Genomic DNA, 18,869 nt, shown 5'->3' with positions numbered 1-18,869 from the left:
GGCACGAGGGCGTTCCCACCAGGCCGCCGACCGCGCCCGGTGGCGGTATGGCCGACTCCTCGATGACCCGCGCGCCCGGCCTCAAGCCGATGGTGAGCTTAGTGATCGACTATCTTGGCGCGCATGGCGGCGACCCTCTCGGCTTCGCCTATGACGACGTGCCGTTCGAACTGTGATATGATGGAGACAAGAGGCTGGCCATAGATCCGGAAGCCTATCGCAAGGACTATCTCGCAAAGATGGAGAATGCGCCACGCGGCCAACCCCGCGACGGCGTGGCGGACCGGGGCGTAGAGCTGGCGGCGAGCGAACCAGGCCCCGGAACCGGCATCCACCGGCTGATGGCGGTTGCATGCGATCCAAAAACTTTAGTCGAAACGAGGCTCGAAGCCATCGATGCAATAAATCGGTTCGCCTTCGATCTTCAAGCCTTTCGGGAGTACAACGCCGAGTATACCCGCCTGCTGAAGATGCTTCGCACCGATGCCAGCAGCAAGGTACGCAGCGCCGCCTTCCAGCGGCTTGCGCTATCGCTCGACCAAGACACCCGCGCGTTGCTGCAAAAGGGCCTCTCCGGCGATGCGTCGCCGCTCGTCTCGGAGAAGACCGCCATTACCCTGCTCGGCCTCGACGACCATGCGTCATCGAGGGCAGCACTTCGTGTTGCGGCCGAACGATCGGAAGCATCCACCAGACGGACCGCGCTACGCGGGCTGGCGGCGGACAGCAGCTCGGCGGCGCTGCTCGAAAGAATTGCCGCGGATTCGGCTGAGAGTACACCCGTGCGGGAGACCGCCGCACTCAGCCTCAAGGTCGCGTCTCCAAAACGCTTCGTCAAACTGGCCAAGAAGCTCGCGCTCGACAATCGCGAGGAGGATCGCCTCCGCGCCACCGCCGTCTCCGCGCTTGCGCACAATGCCGAGGCCCGCCAGCTCGCATCGAGCGACAAGTTCAAAAAAGAGCTCGAGAAGGTGTCGCATCGTACCAGCTCGCGCGCTTTGAAGGCGTCGATCGGGCGGTTTCGCACCCTCGCGAAGTAGCCGGCTCATGGTGTTTGCGCGCGCGGCTTGACGCGGTGATCGATCGCCTGCTTTCTCTGGCGCTTCAGCCGGACGGCTCCGAAGTTATTGCCGCCATGCTCGCTGAGGACCAGCGCCATTTCTCGGGTTTATCGGCCGACGAGGCTGACTGGCTTCGCGGTCATCTCTACGCAGCAGCCGCCTTGTCTCTTGATCCGGTGCTAGTGGCCGAACCTGCGCGCGAAGATCTGCGCACGACCATCAGTCCAGTTGTCCTTGCCGGGATCGCCCGCGCCCTTCGCGCGATGAACGCCGGTATTGAGTGGCTTGCCGATCTCGATGCCGCAGCGCATCGGATACGCTTCAAGGATATTTACCCTGAGTTCCGCTTCGACCCCACCTCTAGTTGTTGCCGGCCGGCGCTCACATGCCTTGCCGAGCTGGAAGCCGCGCGCGCAGCACTCGCGCCGGATTCCGGCGCGAGTGCTGGTGTGGCGAGCAACGAAGCCGAGGGTTTGAGTACTCTTGAGGCAGGGCTCGTCACAACGAAGCTCGAGAATCAGTCCGGCATGCCGACCGACCTCGCGACGCTGGCTAATGGCAAGCCGCTCGTTCTGGTCCTCTTCTACACGCGGTGTATGGACCCACTCAAATGCTCGCTCGCGATCGCGCGCCTCGGGTTGGCCGCGTCGCAGCTGCGCGATCTGGCGTTTGCTGGGTTGACCTATGATCCGGCATTCGACACGCCGCATCGCTTGCTCGGCTATGGGGGCACGCGGAAGGTCGCATTCGGGTCGAACGCGAGCTTGGTTCGCTGCACGGGCGATTGGTCGGCATTGCGCGACAGGTTTGAGTTGCGAGCCGGCTATGGGGCCGCGACACTCAACGCACACGCACGTGAGCTGTTTCTGATCGACCGCACAAGGCGGTTATTCCGGCTTCCTCCCGACTGGCTGGCAGAACCGGAGCGCCTGCAGGCCTTCGCAGACGGCACGGATGTGTTGGCAATAACGCGATGAACGAGAACCCAGTCCTAGCCGCTCCAGCGCCCGAGACCACCGGCCAGCCACGATAAGTCTTTGTCCTCCTCGGCACGCTGCGCGCGAAGCTGCGGTGAAACATTGAACTGGGCGTCAGTCTTTGGCCTCGCGATGAGGCACTTGTTTTGGACGTCACCTCGAAGCCAGAAAATGAACGACAGCTTTCGGGATCGAGCGTAGCAACGCCGAACATCCGGAATGACGGCGTAAAGCCGACGTTGCGAGTGAACCGCAGTTGGCTCGATCAAGATGCCTTGCCAGCGTCGTCGCCTTGATGGGATTCGAACCATCAACCCGCTGGTGGGAGCGATATACCCTTTTCGGTAATGAGCCTGGCCGTTCCTGCCGCCGTGAAGGATGCGAAGAATTCGAATTGTTGTCTCAGTGAGGGATAGGCCACGACGTAAGATGTGCCGATGATCACAAGTTAGCGTGTCCCGGCAATTCTACCAAAGCGCTCGCTCGCGAGAAAATCAATCAGCCGACGAGTGCCGTCACGATTCGTTAGTCGATCAAAACGGCGGCTGAAACACTACACGAACAGCAGTAGCAGGGGCGTTGTCAGATGGAGGCAGCCATGGAACGCATGCCGACGAACGCGAGGTGACGCTACGACCTCCGCAGGCCGAACGGCACAATCGGTCGATTGGTTCGACCCCTCGGCTTCTGCCACCCTACTTTTCAGGCCTCCTCCTGCTGCCCCCGCGAGTGGGCCAATCGCCTGATTCGCTCCACTTCTTCCCAAAGCAATATGCTTCCAGACGCACACCCGTATCGAACACGCCGAGGCGAAGTTACGATCGGCTTACCGCATCATTGCGGAGACATTGCCGCCATCGACCGTGATGACGGCCCCGGTCGATGTGCGTGCCGTTGCAAGATGCAGCACCGCCTGGGCGACATCCAAGGCACTGACCTCACGTTGAAGCAGGTTGCCACGCATGTAGACCTCGGATGTCACGCCGCGCGCCCGAGCACGTTCCTCGACCATCGCATCGGTCATGAGCCGCGTCCTGACCCGGTCGGGATTTACCGCATTCACGGCAATGCCATCGGCAGCATGTTCAAGCGCATATTGGCGCATCAGAGCCATCAACGCAGCCTTGGACGTACCATAGGGCCCAAAGTCCGCACCGGGATTGACCGCCTGCTTGCTGACGTTGAAGACGATCGAACCGCCGGTCTTCTGCTTGCGCATGATCTTGACCGCAGCGCGTGCGATGTAATGATGGCTCCAGAAATTCAGGTCGAACGCCGCCTTGAAAGTGCTGTCATCCACATCGAGCAAAGCGCCCTGGAAGGCCGCACCGGCATTGGAAACGAGAATATCGATCCCGCCATAGACATCGGCCACCTTCGCGATCGCCGCGGCTGACGCCGCTTCGTCCGTCAGGTCGCAGGCGATCGCAAGTCCGCCCAAACGCTTGGCTGCGATCCCGACGCCCTCCGCATCGACGTCGATCAGGGCAACCTCGGCGCCCTGCGCGCGCAGAACTTCCGCCACAGCAAGGCCAAGACCACCGGCACCGCCGGTCACCACAGCGACCTGGCGCGTCAACGGCTTTTCAACCTGCTTGCTCAGCTTCACCTGTTCGAGCGACCAGTATTCAATATCGAACAGGTCTTCCTCGGATAGCGCCTCGAACGTAGTGATACCTTCGGCGCCGCGGATGACCTCGATGGTCGCCTCGGCAACATCGGCACATATCCGGGCCGCCTTCTGCGTCGGGCCGGCAGCAAACAGGCCGATGCCTTCGATATAGAAGACCCTCGGCATCGGATCGAGCATTGTCTTGCCACCGCCGCTGCGGGCATTGTTGCGCTCGAAATAGGCTTTGTAACCAGCGGCATAGTCAGCGACCGCCACAGCGACTGTCTCGCCCCAAGCGCGGAGATCGCAGGCCTGCGGTGCAGGAAGGGCGATGCCGTAGCGCTTGATGTGGATAACGTGCTCAGGCGTCGCGTTCCCGCGCCGTACGAGGTTGGCGACATTGGGTGCGCCGCAAAAATCAAGGATATTGTCATTCACGCGGTGCTCGAGGATGAAGCGTCGGAAACGCCCTTCCTCCTGCTCTGGCAGTGCGAGTGCGCCGCGCAGGATCGGCGCGATGTCGCTAACGGCTGCGAGCGGCTCTGCCTTCGCGATGAAGCGGCCGAAGGGGGCGGCCTGCCCCTCGGCAATGCGCTTCTCGGCCCTGTCGATGGCCGCGATCATGTTCTCGTAGGCCTCGCGCGGATCCTCCGACCAAGTGAAGATGCCGTGTTTAAGTAGGATCATGCCCGGCGCATCGGGCCGGCTGGAAAACGCCTTGAGGCAGGCCTTGGAGAGATCGAATCCCGGCATGACATAGGGCACGACGATCATTTCCGGGAACAGGTCCCGGATGATTGCCTCCCCTTTCGGCTGGTTCGTCAGGGCGACGATCGCATTGGCGTGGGTGTGATCGACATGCTTGAATGGCAGGATAGCGTGAAGGATGGCTTCCACCGACGGATTGGGCGCAGCCGGATCAAGCAGAAGCCTGCGCTGAAGCATGACCATGTCATCATCGCTCAGCGTCTCGTATTCCACCATCGCTTTCAGCTCCGCCAGGCGAAGGGCCGGCAGGCCGGCGGGCTCGATCTTGCCCATGTCCCACCCGCTTCCCTTGACGCAAAGAACCTCGACCGGCGTGCCGTCATGGTCGATCAGCGTGGTCTTCACCGACGTATTGCCGCCGCCATGCAGCACCAGTTGCGGCACCGAGCCGAGAAGGCGTGTCGTATAGGTTCGGATTGCAACATCACGATTCACGCCTGCCTGCTCATAAGCACCGACGACTGCATCAAACTCTGCTTGCGACCATTTCGACTGCATAAGAACTCCCTTGCGGACGACGTGCGCGCCCTATCAGCGGGGCAAAGTCGCAACGCGCCATCCCCAAATCAGCTCGCATTACAATTGCCATCATGTTATGACATTAGTCAATGGACTGTGTCGGATGGTTGATCAACTCCGCAATTCGTGTCAGTCAATCGCGGAGACCTCACTGGAAACGCTTCATGAAACGGGACGACCTCGCGCCGACTGCGCAACCAACTCCGGCGGAATTCGACGATGCCGTCGTGTGGGCGACGTGGCTCTACTATGAGGATCAACTCACCCAGAACGAGATTGCAAAACTTCTGGGCGTGTCGCGTGCGACCATCGTCAATTACCTCCAGGAAGCGCGAAAACGCGGGATCGTGCGCATTCTGATGAATGCGGAAGTGGCCACCCGCACGGACATTTCCCGCAGGCTCGCAGAACGATACGGCCTCGAACAGGTCATGGTGCTTCCAGGTACGGAGGATAAAAGCCAGACGGCGATGCTCAAGGCGCTCGGCGCCGGCGGCGCCCGCCTGATCGAACGCCTGACGAAGCCCGGCGATACGATCTGTGTTTCCTGGGGACAAACGGTTCTCGCCGTCGCAGAAGCCCTCGAATTGCCGCGCCCGCTCGAAGGGCTAAGCGTGGTGCAGGTCACCGGCGCATCGACCGGCAACAAGGCATTCTCGGCTGAATTCTGCACCGCCATCATGGCGCGCAATCTGGGAGCCGTCAGCGTCAACATGGTCGCTCCGGCGGTGTTGAGTTCGGCAGGATTGCGTGATGCGCTGATGGCCGAACCGGTGCTGCGTCGTCAGTTCGAACGCATAGGCCAAGCCGATCTGATCGTGTTCGGTGTCGGCGCGCTGGGGTCCGACAGCACGATGCGCATCGCCGATGTCACCGACAATACCGAGATCGATGAATATGCCGCAGAAGGCGCAGTCGCGGTGCTCATATGCCGGTTCCTTGACAAAACGGGCCAGCAGATCACCCGCGATTTCGACAGTCGGGTCATCGGTATCGAGCTTGACGAGTTGCGCAGACTACCACGCCGCCTGTGCATAGCCGGCGGCGCCAACAAGACGGATGCGATCCGCGCCGTCCTGAAGGGTGGTTATGCCACCCATCTCGTCACTGATATGTCGTCCGCCGAGCGACTGCTTCAGGACTAGGGCGACGGAAGGCGCCGCCCTATGAGCCGATGTCATGCAGCCTTGCGCGGCGCGCTGTTCATGAAGGCCAGCGTTTCATCGAACGAGCGGATGCCTGCATCCGAACCCAAACCGGTGGCGACGAGCGCGGCACTCGCCTGTGCAAAATTCAGCGCTGTCGTCAGATCCATCTTGTGGTGAAGCGCCGTGATGTAACCGGCATCAAAGGCATCGCCACAGCCGGTCGTGTCAACAACCTCGATCTCGAATGCCCGCTCGCGCACGACGGCGCCTGCTGCGTCCATGAAGCAGACGCCATCTCCCCCGAGTGTGAAGACGCAATGCTTTACGCCGCGATCTAGGAAGAACCGTCCCGCGCTCTCGACATCGGCCGCGCCGGAAATCTGCTTGGCCTCCTCGATGGACGGCATGAAATAATCGATATGCGGAAACAGCGGCTCGATGAGGCCGAGCGTGCCATCATTGGCGCCAAGCAGGTCGAACGTCGTGATTCGGCCACGCTGCTTGGCTGCGGCCAGTAGCCTGCGGCTCGGTTCGCCGTCGAGTTTTGCGAGAAGCCCCGTACCGCCGAGATGCACGATGGGCGCGGCCAGCACCGCATCGAGGCGGTCGGCAGGAACGTCGAAATGATCCGATGCGCCGCGGGCGTGCAGCGCGGGACGATCGCCGTTGCGGCGAATGTTCAGGATGGTGGCTGACGTCGGCACGCCCTTGAGGCGCTGCATTTCCGTGGTATCGACCCCGAAGCGCTGCAAGGTGGCCAGAACGAAATCGGCTTTTTCATCCTCGCCGACGGCGCCGACCGCCAGGCAGTTCAGTCCGAGCTTCGCCAGATCGACAACCGTTCCACCCGCCGTGCCTGCAACCGTCAGACGGATCTCGTCGATGAAATCGACATTGCCGCCTTCCGGTATCGCATCGACCGGCCGACCGAGCACGTCCAGAATGTAAAGCCCGACGACGGAAACATCATGAGCCACGAAAACCTCCTATTTTCAAATATATTCACCCGCGATTGCGCAGCGTGAAGATCGTGCCGGCGATCAGGATGAACAGTCCGACGATAAAGAGCTGCAACGTGCTGGGAATGCCGACAAAGATCAGGACGTTGCTGACGAGGGTGATGAGCAGAACGCCAAGGAGCGTCCCGATCACCGAGCCGGATCCGCCCGTGATGCGCGCCCCGCCCAGAACCACGGCTGCAATGATTTCGAGCTCCATACCGGCGAGATCGAAGGGGTTCGCCAGCCGGTTGCTCGCGACATGAACGACACCGGCGACGCCCGCCAGCAGGCCCGCATAGGCGAAAACGAAGACGCGCACGGTGAACAGCTTGATGCCGAGCCGCTCGGCGATCTGTGGATTGCCGCCGACCGCGAAGATGGCGCGCCCCATCAGGGTCCGCTCGAGGATGAACCACGTCACGAGGGCGGCGACGGCAAGCACCAGCACCGTCGCCGGCAAGGCCGACGCGACCCCATTCGACGAGACATGGGTGTAGAGCGACGCCTTGCCCAGGCTGTCCATCGCCGCCGGAATGTTCATGAACAGCGCAGTGCCGACGAAGGTCAGTAGGAAGCTGCGATAAACGTATTGTGTGCCGATCGTGACGATGAGCGATGGCGCGCTGAGCTTGTGTACCAGAAGGCCATTCAGTGCGCCGAGCCCGCCACCACCGGCTGCGGCGATGACGAGAATGGCCACCAGCGGCATGCCCGGCGCGACATTGATGACGAGCATCGTCAGCGCATACATGACGAATGCCGCAATGGCGGTGAACGAGACGTCGATACCACCGGCTGCCAGAACCACAAGCACGCCCATCGCGAACAGACCACGCACGACGGAGGCGCGCAGGATATCCACCAGATTGCTCATCTGCAGAAAATCGGGATTGGCAATAATGACGACAACGCATGTCGCCACCACGAGCATGAGCGTGAACAGTTCCGGGCGTGCACCCAGAACGTCCCACAATCGCCGACCGAGGCTCCGTTGCTGATCGACCGCATCGGAGACGGAAATCGCGTCACTCATCAGATGGTTTCCTTCGTATGTCCGGCCATGGCGCGATAGATGCTGTCCTCATTGAGGGACACGGCACTGTCGTCGGAAATGATCCGGCCCTGGCGCATGATGAGAATGCGGTCGCAGTTCTGCAGCAGTTCCGGCAGGTCGTCGCTGATGATGATGACCGACATGCCGCCATCGGCGAGCCGCTGGATAATTCGGAAGATCGTGTCCTTCGATCCGACATCTACGCCCACCGTCGGGCCATGCAGGATCAGAAGCCGCGGATCGATGGTCAGCCAACGACCGATGAGAACGCGCTGCTGGTTACCGCCCGAAAGGGATTGCACCGGCGCGGAGACGTCAGGCGCGACGATCTGGAGATCACGTACACTTTCCTCGGCGGTGCGGCGTGCCCTGCCGGCACTGATAATGCCGAAAGCATTCTTCAGGCGATCCAGGATCGGCAGCGTGATGTTGTCCTGGATCGGCTTCTCCAGGAACAGACCTTCGGTCAGTCGGTCCTCCGGCACGTAACCGATGCCGTGGCCGATCGCCTCGGCAGCCGATTGCGGGGCAATCGTCTTGCCGTCCAGCCGGATCGTGCCATGAGAAGCGGGTGAAATACCGGCTAGTGCAAGAGCAAGCTCGTTCCGGCCGGAATCGAGCAGGCCGGTAATGCCGAGAATTTCGCCACGACGGACTTCGAAGCTCGCATTCGCGAAGGCGACGCCCTTGGAAAGGCCTTCGACCTTGAGCAGCACGTCCCCCAGTTTCGGGTCGGTGCGGTAACGCGTTTCGCTGATCTCGCGGCCCGTCATCCAATGGCTGAACTCGGCCTTGCTGTGCGTGGCGACGTCCAGCTCGGTAACCTTCATACCATCGCGCATGATGACGGCTCGCCCGCCGATCTGTTTGCATTCATCGAGCTTGTGCGTGACGAAAAGCACGGCGACGCCGCGCTCCTGAAGGCGGGCGACGACCTTGATCAAGTTCTCGACTTCCTGCCGGGTCAGCGAGGTGGTCGGTTCGTCCATGATGACCAATCGTGCATCGGATGCGATCGCACGCGCGATGGCGACGAGCTGCCGGGTGGCGAGCGGCAGCGTGTCCGTTCGCCGTGTCAGAAAACTGCGGTCTGTCGGCAAGTGCACGTCTGCCAGCGCCCGGCGCGCCGTCGCATGCAGCGTAGCGAGATCGAGACGCCGGGCAAGGCGCCCGGAAGACGCCACAAGCTGCTCCGTGAAGGCCACGTTTTCGGCAACCGAAAGATTGGGAAGCAGCGAGAGATCCTGATAGACCGTCTCGATACCGGCGCCCAAGGCGCCGATCGCGCCGAGGTCGCCGGCAACGGCACCAGTCTGCTGTCCGTCTATCAGGATTTCCCCCTCGTCGGCCTTCTGCGCGCCCGAGAGGATTTTGATCAGCGTGCTCTTTCCGCAGCCGTTCTCGCCCATCAGATGGTAGATTTTGCCGGCCTCGATGGTCAGGCTGACGTCCTTGAGGGCGCGCACGCCGCCAAAGGATTTTTTGACGTTCCTGATCTCGAGGAAGGGCGGTTTTTCGGCCGATGCTGATGGCGGGACGGCATTCATCGAGAAATCCTGAACGGCTTAAGACTGAAAGGCGCGGCAATGCGGACGCGGCGACTGAAGCCGCCGCGTCCGTACACGATCTTAGAATGGGTAGTTCTTGTAGTTGGACTTATCGACATCGACCCAGGCCTGGCCCTGGATGATGATGCCCTTGCCCGGACCCTTGGTGACAGTCATCTTGTTGTAACCGGTCACGCCGAGATCCATGCCGTCCTTGATCTCTTCGCCCTTCAGGACGAGATCGGCGACCTTGTTCATGACATAGCCGGCATCCTTCGGATCCCAGAAGAAGATCTGGTCGACGGCACCGGTTTCGAGATACGGACCGGTGTCTTTCGGCAGGCCCAGGCCGTAGACGCAGGTCTTGTCCTGAAGACCGGCTTCCTCGACCGCACGGCCGATGCCGATGACGTCGATGGCGGAAGAACCCTGGAAACCCTTGATGTCAGGGTATTTGCGCAGAATTTCCTTCGCCTTTTCATAGGCGCGGTTGGCGTCGTTGAAGGATTCGTTCTTCTCGGCAACCAGCTCCATTTCCGGGTACTGCTTGGCATTCTCAGCACCGGCATCGACCCACTGGTTGTGCGTGAGGCTGCCGAGCGAGCCGACGAAGCTCGACCATTTGCCGGACTTGCCCATGCATTCGGCAAGCTTTTCGTTGATGCGGGCACCGAACGCCTTGTTGTCGAAGGCTTCGATGTCGACGTCGGTGTTCACGAGGCTGTCGCCTTCGTGGGTGATGACCTTGATACCGCGCTGGGAAGCACGACGCAGAACACCTTCGAGGGCCGAAGGGTCCATCGGAACGACGGCGATTGCCGAGACGTTCTTGGCCACCAGGTCTTCGATGATGCGGGTCTGCTGGGCAGCGTCCGCCTTTGCCGGGCCGATCTGGCTGGCGTCGACGCCCGGATTGTCCTTGCCATAGGCATCGACCCCCTCATTCATGCGAATGAACCAGTTTTCACCGGTCACCTTCACCACCGTCACGATCGTCGGCCTGTCTTCGGCATGCGCCGCGCCGATTGCCATGAGGCCTGCCAGCACGGTGCCGGCTGCGAGTTTCGAGATCATGCTCATACGTCTCCTCCGTTTAAGTGAGCAAATTCACGTCTCCCCTCCCCGTCTCGCCGAATGGCAGATGCGGTTGCGGGATTTGGTATCGCGAGCGCCCGAGGGCGATCGCCGCCGGAAACCGGCTAGCGACTGGGTTTGAGCCAGACGCCGAGATTGACGCGCGCCGATGCCAGAAGCATGAGCAGCAGCAGGCCCCAGGCCAGATCCCGGAAGAAGTTCGAGATGTTCATGAAGTTGAACAGGCTGGAGAGGATCTGGAGGGCGGTCGACGCCAAAAGCACGCAGATGACCTTACCGTGACCGCCCTCGGGCTTAACTCCACCGAGAACAGCGATGAGGATAGCGATCAGGACGTAGGAGCTGCCGTAGTCCCACTTCACCGATGAATTGCGCGCGGCAATGATGATACCGGCAACCGACGCCAGAACACCGCAGATCGTGTAAGTCACCAGCAGCATGCGCCGCTCATTGATGCCGCCGTAGCGGGCCGCTTTCGCATTGCTGCCGAGCAGCATCAGCTGCACGCCGAAGCGGGTGTATATGAGGCTGAATCCAAGCGCTGCCGCGATGACCAGGAACAGGGCGAAGCAGAGCGGAATGCCGAAGACGGGCAGATTCCCAAAGTCATCGAGCGGTTCGATATAGCCCATGCCGACGGCGGAGCCATTGGTCAGATAGATCGCAAGCCCCGTGAACAGAAGCTGCGTGCCGAGCGTGGCGATCAACGGCGTCAGGCGAGCATAAGCAATGATCATCCCGTTCAGGAAACCACCAGCGAGGCCGATCACCAGCGCCAGAGCGGCGAATGTCCAGGAAAAGAGCAGCGGATCGTCGGCTACGGGGACAAGCGTTTTGGCAATGCCGAACGCGACGATGCCAGCGAGATTGGCAAGCGCGATGCCAGAGAGGTCGATACCACCGTTTCCGGACACCATGGCCAGCATCACGCCAAGGGCAAGCAAACCGAGCTCCGGAACCTGAGCCGCCATCGACTGCAAGTTATAGCTGTCAAGGAAACCGCGCCCGGCCAGGAATGCACCGGCGACCAGGACGAGGCCATTGATGGCTGCCAGAAAAAGCGTCTGCCGATCCAGTCGCAAACTCATTATCAATCCTCCTCCATGAGCTTCCAGCCCGAGTTGCCATGCCTCCATGGTCTTCCGCGTGCCGACAGATCATCATGCTCTGACATTTGTCAGATAGTAGTGGCGCTTGTCAATGGCTCGATAAAACCGCTGCCGAAGTCCCGCCAAAACCACTCAACGATGCTGAAAACTCAGCTTTTCGGAGGGAAGCGACGCCTCAAGCTGTCGAGCCACATGCCTAACTCTCTACATATGACAACCGAATTTCGTCATCTGTCGCTCTCCTATGTTGACATTTGTCTAACAACTTATGTTATTTGTAAACCCGAAATCAGAAAGTTTCGTCGGGCACCGAGGAGGAGTGGGTTGCCATGGCACTGCAGGACAATTCCCACCGGACCCCTTCGTCACGTCTTGTCGGCGACGCAGTGCCACACCGCCGGACGGATGTCCGTCACGGCGCATACGAGCAGCAAACATGAAGAGAGGGTTCGCACCCGGTCGCGCGAGCGTTCAAGGTTGGCAGATGTTCGGGTTCTATAAACCCGCGAAGTTCAAGGAGTTTCCATGCAGCGTTTCATCAACGATCCTGACCTCGTGGTCGAGGATACGGTCAAAGGCTTCGTCAAGGCGCATTCGGACATCGTGCGCCTTGCGGAGAACCCGCGCGTCGTCGTCGCAAAGAATGCCCCATTTGCCGGCAAGGTCGGCGTGGTGACGGGCGGCGGCTCCGGCCACGAGCCGGCCTTCATCGGCTACACCGGCAGGAACATGCTGGATGCGGTCGCCGTCGGCGAACTGTTCTCCTCGCCCACTGCGAAAAGTTTTCACGATGCGATCCGCGCAGCCAATGGTGGCAAGGGCGTCGTCGTGCTCTACGGCAACTATGCCGGCGACAACATGAACGTAAAGATGGCGACCAAGCTTGCCGCCAAGGACGGGATCGAGATCGCGACCGTCGTCGCCAATGACGATGTCTGCTCCGCCCCGCCGCACGAGCGCGAAAAGCGCCGCGGCGTTGCCGGCGAAATCTTCATGTGGAAGATGGGCGGTGCCAAGGCCGCGACCGGCGCCAGCCTCGAAGAGGTCCGCGCCACCGCGCAGAAGGCGATCGACAATTGCCGCTCGATCGGCGTCGGCCTCGGCCCCTGCACACTGCCGGCCGTCGGCCATCCGAACTTCCAGATCGAGCCCGGCACGATGGAGGTCGGCATCGGCCACCATGGTGAGCCGGGCGTGCGCGTCGAAAAACTGAAGACGGCCGAAGAGGTAGCCAAGGACATGGCAAAGATCGTGCTCGACGATCACAACCTGCCCGAGGGCACCGAAGTCGCCGTGCTCGTCTCAGGCCTGGGCGCGACGCCGCTCAACGAACTCTACATCCTCAACGACACGATCGAGAGCGAGATTTCCGCTCGGGGCCTGAAGATCGTGAAGACATGGATCGGCAACTACTTCACCTCGCTGGAAATGGTCGGCGCGACGCTGACCGTCATGGCGCTCGACGACGAACTGAAGACGCTGCTCGAGGTCGAGACGCGGTGCACGATGATCCTGTAACGGAGGAAGACAAGATGCAGATTTTCGACAATGCCTCCTCTGGCGCCATTGTGCTGTCGATGGCTGAACGGATCGTTGAGAACCGCGCCTATCTCAGCGAGATCGATGGCAAGATCGGCGACGGCGACCACGGCGTGAACATGGCCAAGGGCTTCGGCATGGCTGCCGAGCGCCTGAAGGGCAAGGACGCCTCGCTTGCCCAGTCTCTCGATACGCTCGGCACCGTTCTGATGACGGAGATCGGCGGCTCGATGGGGCCGCTCTACGGCGTCATGTTCACGGAATTCGCCGAGACCATCGAGAGCGTCGAAAAGATCGACGCGGCCGCCTACAGCAGGATGCTGCATGCCGGCCTCGCGGGCATCCAGTCCATCGGATCGGCCAAGGTCGGCGACAAGACGCTGCTCGACACCCTGGTGCCCGCAGTCGAAGCCTTCGACGCGGCGACGGCGGACGGCAAGTCGTTCGGCGAGGCGCTTGAGGCGCTCGTCGCCGCAGCCGAGGCCGGCCGCGACTCGACCATCCATCTCGTGGCCAAGATCGGCCGGGCCAGCCGCCTGGGCGAACGGTCGCTTGGCGTCCTGGATGCCGGCGCCACCTCCTGCGCCATCATTCTGAAGGAATTGTCGGACGGCGCACGCGTCCGGTTGGCCTGAGACAGGCGCAAAGTTCCTCCCGGGATGCGCGGCCTGTCCTTCGTGACGGGTCGCGCACCGCTTTTTTGCCGAGGCATGTTGCAAACCGGCGGCGTTGCTTTCATGGTCGCCGCCTGATGGGGGACCGGCGAAACCGATGGCATTGAAGACTTCCGCACCGCGCAAGGGCGGCCCCGGCCGGGGCAATGGACCGGAGGGCCTCGAGACGATTCCGCTGCGCTATGGCGACGACCCCTATGTCTGGGCCTGCTGGCTCTATTACGAAGACGGCATGACGCAAGGCGAGATCGCCGAGGCGATGGGCGTGTCGCGCGCCACCGTCAACAGCTACCTCGCCGACGCCCGCGAGAAGGGCATCGTTAACATCTCCATCGAGCCCGCCCGCCTCGCCTCTCTCACTATCGCGCAGGAACTGAAGCGCCATTTCGGCCTCGCCGATTGCCTCGTTGTGCCGAACGACGACGATTCGCGCCCGCTGATCGGCCGGCTGGGGGCCGCCGGCGCGCAGGCGCTCTCCAAGATGATCAAGTCCGGCGACACGCTTGCCGTCGCCTGGGGCCGCACGATCCTGTCGGTCGGCGAACATCTGGAAACGGGCGCTTTGCAGGATGTCACCGTCGTGCAGGCGACAGGCGGCACCACCGCGAGCTTCGCCTATACACCGGAGCTGACCACTGCCGCCGTTGCGCGCGCGATCTCCGCGCGCTGCGTTAATATCACCGCCCCCGCCGTCGTCACCTCTGCGCAGATGCACGACATGCTGCTTGCCGAGCCGCTGATCCGTGAACAGTTCGACACGCTCGCCCGCGCCAATCGTATCGTCTTCGGCATCTCCTCGCTGCGCCCCAATTCGACGATCCACACCAGCGGTTTCTTCGAATCCGTGCCCCTGCAGCACTACCTCGCAAAGGGAGCAGCCGGCGTGCTCGCCGGCCGCTTCATCGACGAGCGCGGCCGGCCCGTCGCAGGCCCTCTCGACGACCGCACCATCGGCATCTCGCTCGAAATGCTGCGTGGCATAGGCACTCGCGTCGCCGTGGCCGGTGGCTTCGACAAGGTCCCTGCCCTTCTCGCCGCCTTGCGCGGCGGCTATGCCAATGTGCTGGTCACGGATGCGGCGACGGGTGCCGGCATCCTGCGCGCCGATGGCGTGACAAGCTTCGACGGTAAACTCTCGCAGCGGCAGAAAAGTACACCGGTCGCCAACAGCTACCGCACGCACGTCAAGAAGTTCCTCAACAACCCCAATGACGTGGTCGAGGAGATGCTGGACGGCTTGATCGCCTCGTATAGGCCGTATCTCAAACCGATCGGCAATTCCCGTCGCGCGCTTGTTGCACACAACGGCCCGCGCACCGGCAAGGTCGGCCTCGTCATCGGCGGCGGCACGGGGCATGAGCCCTGCTTCGCCGGCTATGTCGGCAAGGGGCTTGCCGATGCTGTGGCGATCGGCAACATCTTCTCCTCACCCCCGCCAGACCCCATCGTCAAATGCGCCATGGCGGCCTCGGGCGGCGCGGGCGTGCTGTTCGTCTATGGCAACTACGCCGGTGACGTCATGAATTTCGAAATGGCCGCCGAGCTCGCCGAAGAGCAGAGCATCCCGATCCGCACGGTGCTGACGACCGACGACATCGCCTCCTCGCCCGTCGAGGACAAGGAAGGGCGGCGCGGCGTCGCCGGCAATTTCTTCGTCTTCAAGGTGGCAGGGGCGGCCTGCGACCTCGGCATGACGCTCGGCGAATGCGAGGCCGTTACCCGCAAGGCGAACGATCGCACCTATACGGTCGGGGTTGCGCTCGAATCTTGCTCCATGCCGCAGACGCGGCGGCACAATTTCGAGATCGGTCCCGACGACATGGAACTGGGCATGGGCATCCATGGCGAGCCCGGCGTGTCGCGTGAGCGCGTGCGTACCGCAGACGAGATCGTCGATGCGATCATGGACAACATCTTCAAGGAGATGAAGGCCGAGCCCGGCGACAAGGTGGCGGTTCTCGTCAACTCCTTCGGCGCGACGCCGCTCATGGAGCTTTACATCCTCTATCGCCGGGTCGAACAGCGGCTTTCCGCCAAGAACATCGAAATCGAGGCGAACTGGGTGGGCCATTATTGCACATCGCTCGACATGGTGGGCGCCTCGATCTCGATCCTGCATCTCGACCGCCAGCTGACGGATCTACTGCACCATCCATGCCGGACGGCGATCCTGACCATCAATGCGCCGAAGACGGACGAAGCGGCAAAGGGTTGAGGCCGCCAGCGCCCAAGGGGAGGAAGACATGTCGGAAACTGCGGCACGGGTGCTTGCCCGAATGTTCGAACGGATGTCAAAGGTGATTGAAGCCGAGAAGGACCATCTTAGCGAACTCGATGGCGCCATCGGCGATGGCGATCACGGCATCACCATGTCGATCGGCTTCAAGGCCGTAACAGCTGCGCTCGCTAAATTGGACCTTGAAACTGCTAGCCCCTCCGAAGTGTTCTCGACGGCGGCAAGCGGTTTTCTCGATGCCGTCGGCGCATCCACCGGCCCACTCTATGCAACGGGTTTTCGCCGTGCCGCCCAGATGCTTGCTGGCCGCGACGTACTCGACCTTGCCGCCTTCCGCGATATGCTGGTTGCGATCTCCGAGGGAATTCGCGACCGCGGCAAGGCGCAGCGCGGCGACAAGACGATGCTCGACGTCTGGTTGCCGGTTGCCGAAGTAGCGACCGCGGCAGTTACCAACAATCTTTCAAAGTCGGATTTCTGGAAGGCCGTCGAGATCGCTGCGGAAAACGGCGCGACGGCCACGGCCACCATGATCGCAACCAAAGGCCGCGCCGCTCGTCTGCGCGAACGCTCGCTCGGCCATCCCGATCCCGGCGCCGTATCGGCAGAAGTGCTCATCAAAGCTATCGCGCGCCTTGATTTATAGCGAATGCCCCCGGCTCGGCAGTATTGATCGGCCGTCCATGACATTGAACGGTATTCAAGCCATCACATATTCGGATAAACCGGCCCCTCGCCGCCCTGCGGCGGCACCCAGTTGATGTTCTGGTTGGGATCCTTGATGTCGCAGGTCTTGCAGTGCACGCAGTTCTGCGCGTTGATGACGAAGACGTCCTTGCCGTCCTTCTCCACCCATTCATAGACACCCGCGGGACAGTAGCGCGTCGATGGGCCGGCATAGACGTCGAGTTCCGAGGTCTTCTGCAGCTCCGGGTTCTTCACCTGCAGGTGGATCGGCTGGTCTTCCTCGTGATTGGTGTTGGACAGGAACACCGACGAGAGACGGTCGAAGGTGAGCACGCCATCCGGCTTCGGATAGTCGATGCGTTGGTGTTTTGCCGCCGGTTCGAGCGACTGCGCATCCGTCTTGCCGTGCTTCAGCGTGCCGAAGAACGAGAAGCCGAACAGCGTGTTCGTCCACATGTCGAGGCCGCCAAGGGCGACACCGATTGCCGTGCCGAACTTCGACCACAGCGGCTTGACGTTGCGCACCTTCCTGAGGTCCGAGCCGATGGCGCTGTCGCGCCAGCCCTGTTCGATCTCGATTGGCTCGTCATTGGCGCGGCCATTGGCAATCGCATCCGCCAGCTTTTCGGCGGCGAGGATGCCGGACAGCACCGCATTGTGGCTGCCCTTGATACGCGGCACGTTGACGAAGCCGGCCGAGCAGCCGATCAGCGCGCCGCCGGGGAAGGACAGTTTCGGCACCGACTGGTAGCCGCCCTCGGTGATAGCGCGGGCACCATAGGACAGACGCTTGCCGCCCTCGAAGGTGCCCCTGATCGCAGGATGCGTCTTGAAGCGCTGGAACTCCTCGAAGGGGACGAGATAGGGGTTCTTGTAGTTGAGGTGCACGACGAAGCCGACGGCGACGAGGTTATCCTCCAGGTGATACAGGAACGACCCGCCGCCGGTCTTCATGCCAAGCGGCCAGCCGAAGGAGTGCTGTACGAGACCGAGCTTGTGGTTCTCCGGCTTGACCTGCCAGAGTTCCTTGAGGCCGATGCCGAATTTCTGGGGCTCGCGATCCTTCTGGAGATCGAATTTCTGGATGAGCTGCTTGGCGAGCGAGCCGCGCACGCCCTCGGAGATCAGCGTGTATTTGCCGAGCAGCGCCATGCCGCGCGTATAGTTCGGGCCGGGCTCGCCGTTGCGCTCGATACCCATGTCGCCGGTGGCCACGCCGATGACGGCGCCTTCGTCATTGTAGAGCACTTCGGTCGCGGCAAAGCCCGGATAAATCTCGACGCCAAGCTCTTCCGCCTTGGTCGCCAGCCAGCGACAGACATTGCCGAGCGAGACGATGTAGTTGCCGTGGTTGTTCATTAAGGGCGGCATGGCGAAGTTCGGCAGGCGCACGGAGCCGGCCGGGCCGAGCAGCAGGAAGTGGTCGTCTTTCACCTCGGTCTTGAAGGGATGATCGCCATCCTCGCGCCAGTCGGGCAGCAGGCGGTCGATGCCTATGGGATCGACGACCGCGCCGGAGAGGATATGCGCGCCGACTTCCGAACCCTTTTCCAGCACGACAACCGTCAAATCCGGATTGACCTGCTTCAGCCGGATCGCCGCCGACAGGCCGGCCGGGCCGGCACCGACGATCACAACGTCGAATTCCATCGACTCGCGTTCGGGGTGTTCCTCCATCGACGCCATGCTGCTCAGAGCGCCTTCTGCAATTCCGGCAGGGCTTCGAAGAGGTCTGCGACGAGACCGTAGTCGGCAACCTGGAAGATCGGCGCCTCCTCGTCCTTGTTGATCGCCACGATCACCTTACTGTCCTTCATGCCCGCCAGATGCTGGATCGCACCC

Annotated in this window: 15 protein-coding genes and 1 pseudogene; 8 read left to right on the top strand and 8 right to left on the bottom strand. The window is 61.9% G+C overall.

What is annotated here, in order from left to right:
• Positions 1–47: 47 nt before the first annotated feature.
• From ACOZK4_RS09750 to ACOZK4_RS09740, 3 genes are all read left to right on the top strand, one after another.
• Complete coding sequence (locus ACOZK4_RS09750) at positions 48–176, top strand: hypothetical protein (RefSeq protein WP_421591727.1); 129 nt, start codon at positions 48–50, stop codon at positions 174–176.
• 63 nt (positions 177–239) lie between these two features.
• Complete coding sequence (locus ACOZK4_RS09745) at positions 240–1,040, top strand: hypothetical protein (protein ID WP_421591726.1); 801 nt, start codon at positions 240–242, stop codon at positions 1,038–1,040.
• A gap of 35 nt (positions 1,041–1,075) precedes the next feature.
• Positions 1,076–2,038 carry an SCO family protein gene (locus ACOZK4_RS09740; protein ID WP_421591725.1) on the top strand — a complete coding sequence of 321 codons (963 nt, stop codon included), beginning with the start codon at positions 1,076–1,078 and terminating at the stop codon, positions 2,036–2,038.
• Positions 2,039–2,864: 826 nt separating this feature from the next.
• On the opposite strand, the gene ACOZK4_RS09735 is transcribed toward ACOZK4_RS09740, so the two are convergent.
• Complete coding sequence (locus ACOZK4_RS09735; RefSeq protein WP_421591724.1) at positions 2,865–4,916, bottom strand: bifunctional aldolase/short-chain dehydrogenase; 2,052 nt, start codon at positions 4,914–4,916, stop codon at positions 2,865–2,867.
• Between the two features lie 185 nt (positions 4,917–5,101).
• Between ACOZK4_RS09735 and ACOZK4_RS09730 the strand changes: the two genes are divergently transcribed.
• Positions 5,102–6,082 carry a sugar-binding transcriptional regulator gene (locus ACOZK4_RS09730; RefSeq protein WP_421591723.1) on the top strand — a complete coding sequence of 327 codons (981 nt, stop codon included), beginning with the start codon at positions 5,102–5,104 and terminating at the stop codon, positions 6,080–6,082.
• Between the two features lie 32 nt (positions 6,083–6,114).
• Here ACOZK4_RS09730 and ACOZK4_RS09725 read toward each other — a convergent pair whose 3' ends face one another.
• The 5 genes from ACOZK4_RS09725 to ACOZK4_RS09705 form a co-directional block, all read right to left on the bottom strand.
• Positions 6,115–7,062, bottom strand: coding sequence for a sugar kinase (locus tag ACOZK4_RS09725; protein ID WP_313530044.1), 948 nt, complete (start codon positions 7,060–7,062; stop codon positions 6,115–6,117).
• A 25-nt stretch (positions 7,063–7,087) separates the two neighbouring features.
• Positions 7,088–8,119: an ABC transporter permease gene (locus tag ACOZK4_RS09720; protein WP_421591722.1), complete on the bottom strand. Its 1,032-nt coding sequence runs from the start codon at positions 8,117–8,119 to the stop codon at positions 7,088–7,090.
• Positions 8,119–9,687: a sugar ABC transporter ATP-binding protein gene (locus tag ACOZK4_RS09715; RefSeq protein WP_421591721.1), complete on the bottom strand. Its 1,569-nt coding sequence runs from the start codon at positions 9,685–9,687 to the stop codon at positions 8,119–8,121. Before ACOZK4_RS09715 ends, ACOZK4_RS09720 begins: the two co-directional genes overlap by 1 nt.
• An 81-nt stretch (positions 9,688–9,768) precedes the next feature.
• Complete coding sequence (locus ACOZK4_RS09710) at positions 9,769–10,767, bottom strand: autoinducer 2 ABC transporter substrate-binding protein (RefSeq protein WP_313530036.1); 999 nt, start codon at positions 10,765–10,767, stop codon at positions 9,769–9,771.
• A gap of 119 nt (positions 10,768–10,886) precedes the next feature.
• Positions 10,887–11,873 (bottom strand): ABC transporter permease, encoded by a 987-nt coding sequence (locus ACOZK4_RS09705; protein ID WP_421591733.1) that lies wholly within the window; start codon positions 11,871–11,873, stop codon positions 10,887–10,889.
• A gap of 543 nt (positions 11,874–12,416) precedes the next feature.
• Here ACOZK4_RS09705 and ACOZK4_RS09700 point away from each other — a divergent pair.
• The 4 genes from ACOZK4_RS09700 (at position 12,417) to dhaL (ACOZK4_RS09685) (ending at position 16,986) form a co-directional block, all read left to right on the top strand.
• Entirely contained in the window at positions 12,417–13,409 is a 993-nt protein-coding gene (locus ACOZK4_RS09700; protein WP_421591720.1) for a dihydroxyacetone kinase subunit DhaK, read from the top strand.
• Positions 13,410–13,423: 14 nt separating this feature from the next.
• Positions 13,424–14,065: a dihydroxyacetone kinase subunit DhaL gene (gene dhaL / locus ACOZK4_RS09695; protein ID WP_313530031.1), complete on the top strand. Its 642-nt coding sequence runs from the start codon at positions 13,424–13,426 to the stop codon at positions 14,063–14,065.
• Positions 14,066–14,201: 136 nt separating this feature from the next.
• Positions 14,202–16,319, top strand: coding sequence for a bifunctional sugar-binding transcriptional regulator/dihydroxyacetone kinase subunit DhaK (locus ACOZK4_RS09690; protein WP_421591719.1), 2,118 nt, complete (start codon positions 14,202–14,204; stop codon positions 16,317–16,319).
• Between the two features lie 28 nt (positions 16,320–16,347).
• The gene (gene dhaL / locus ACOZK4_RS09685; protein ID WP_421591718.1) at positions 16,348–16,986 is read left to right on the top strand and encodes a dihydroxyacetone kinase subunit DhaL; all 639 of its coding nucleotides are present in this window, start codon (positions 16,348–16,350) and stop codon (positions 16,984–16,986) included.
• Between the two features lie 62 nt (positions 16,987–17,048).
• Here dhaL (ACOZK4_RS09685) and ACOZK4_RS09680 read toward each other — a convergent pair whose 3' ends face one another.
• Both ACOZK4_RS09680 and ACOZK4_RS09675 read right to left on the bottom strand, forming a co-directional pair.
• The gene (locus ACOZK4_RS09680) at positions 17,049–18,713 is read right to left on the bottom strand and encodes a 4Fe-4S dicluster domain-containing protein (protein WP_421591717.1); all 1,665 of its coding nucleotides are present in this window, start codon (positions 18,711–18,713) and stop codon (positions 17,049–17,051) included.
• A 5-nt stretch (positions 18,714–18,718) separates the two neighbouring features.
• Positions 18,719–18,869, bottom strand: a pseudogene (locus ACOZK4_RS09675) (electron transfer flavoprotein subunit alpha/FixB family protein); the annotation flags it as partial.

The organism is Shinella sp. M27 (assembly GCF_049199905.1).
GTDB lineage: Bacteria > Pseudomonadota > Alphaproteobacteria > Rhizobiales > Rhizobiaceae > Shinella.
Note: the sequence above shows the minus strand (reverse complement) of the source record. Positions and strands in the feature narration are given on the sequence as shown.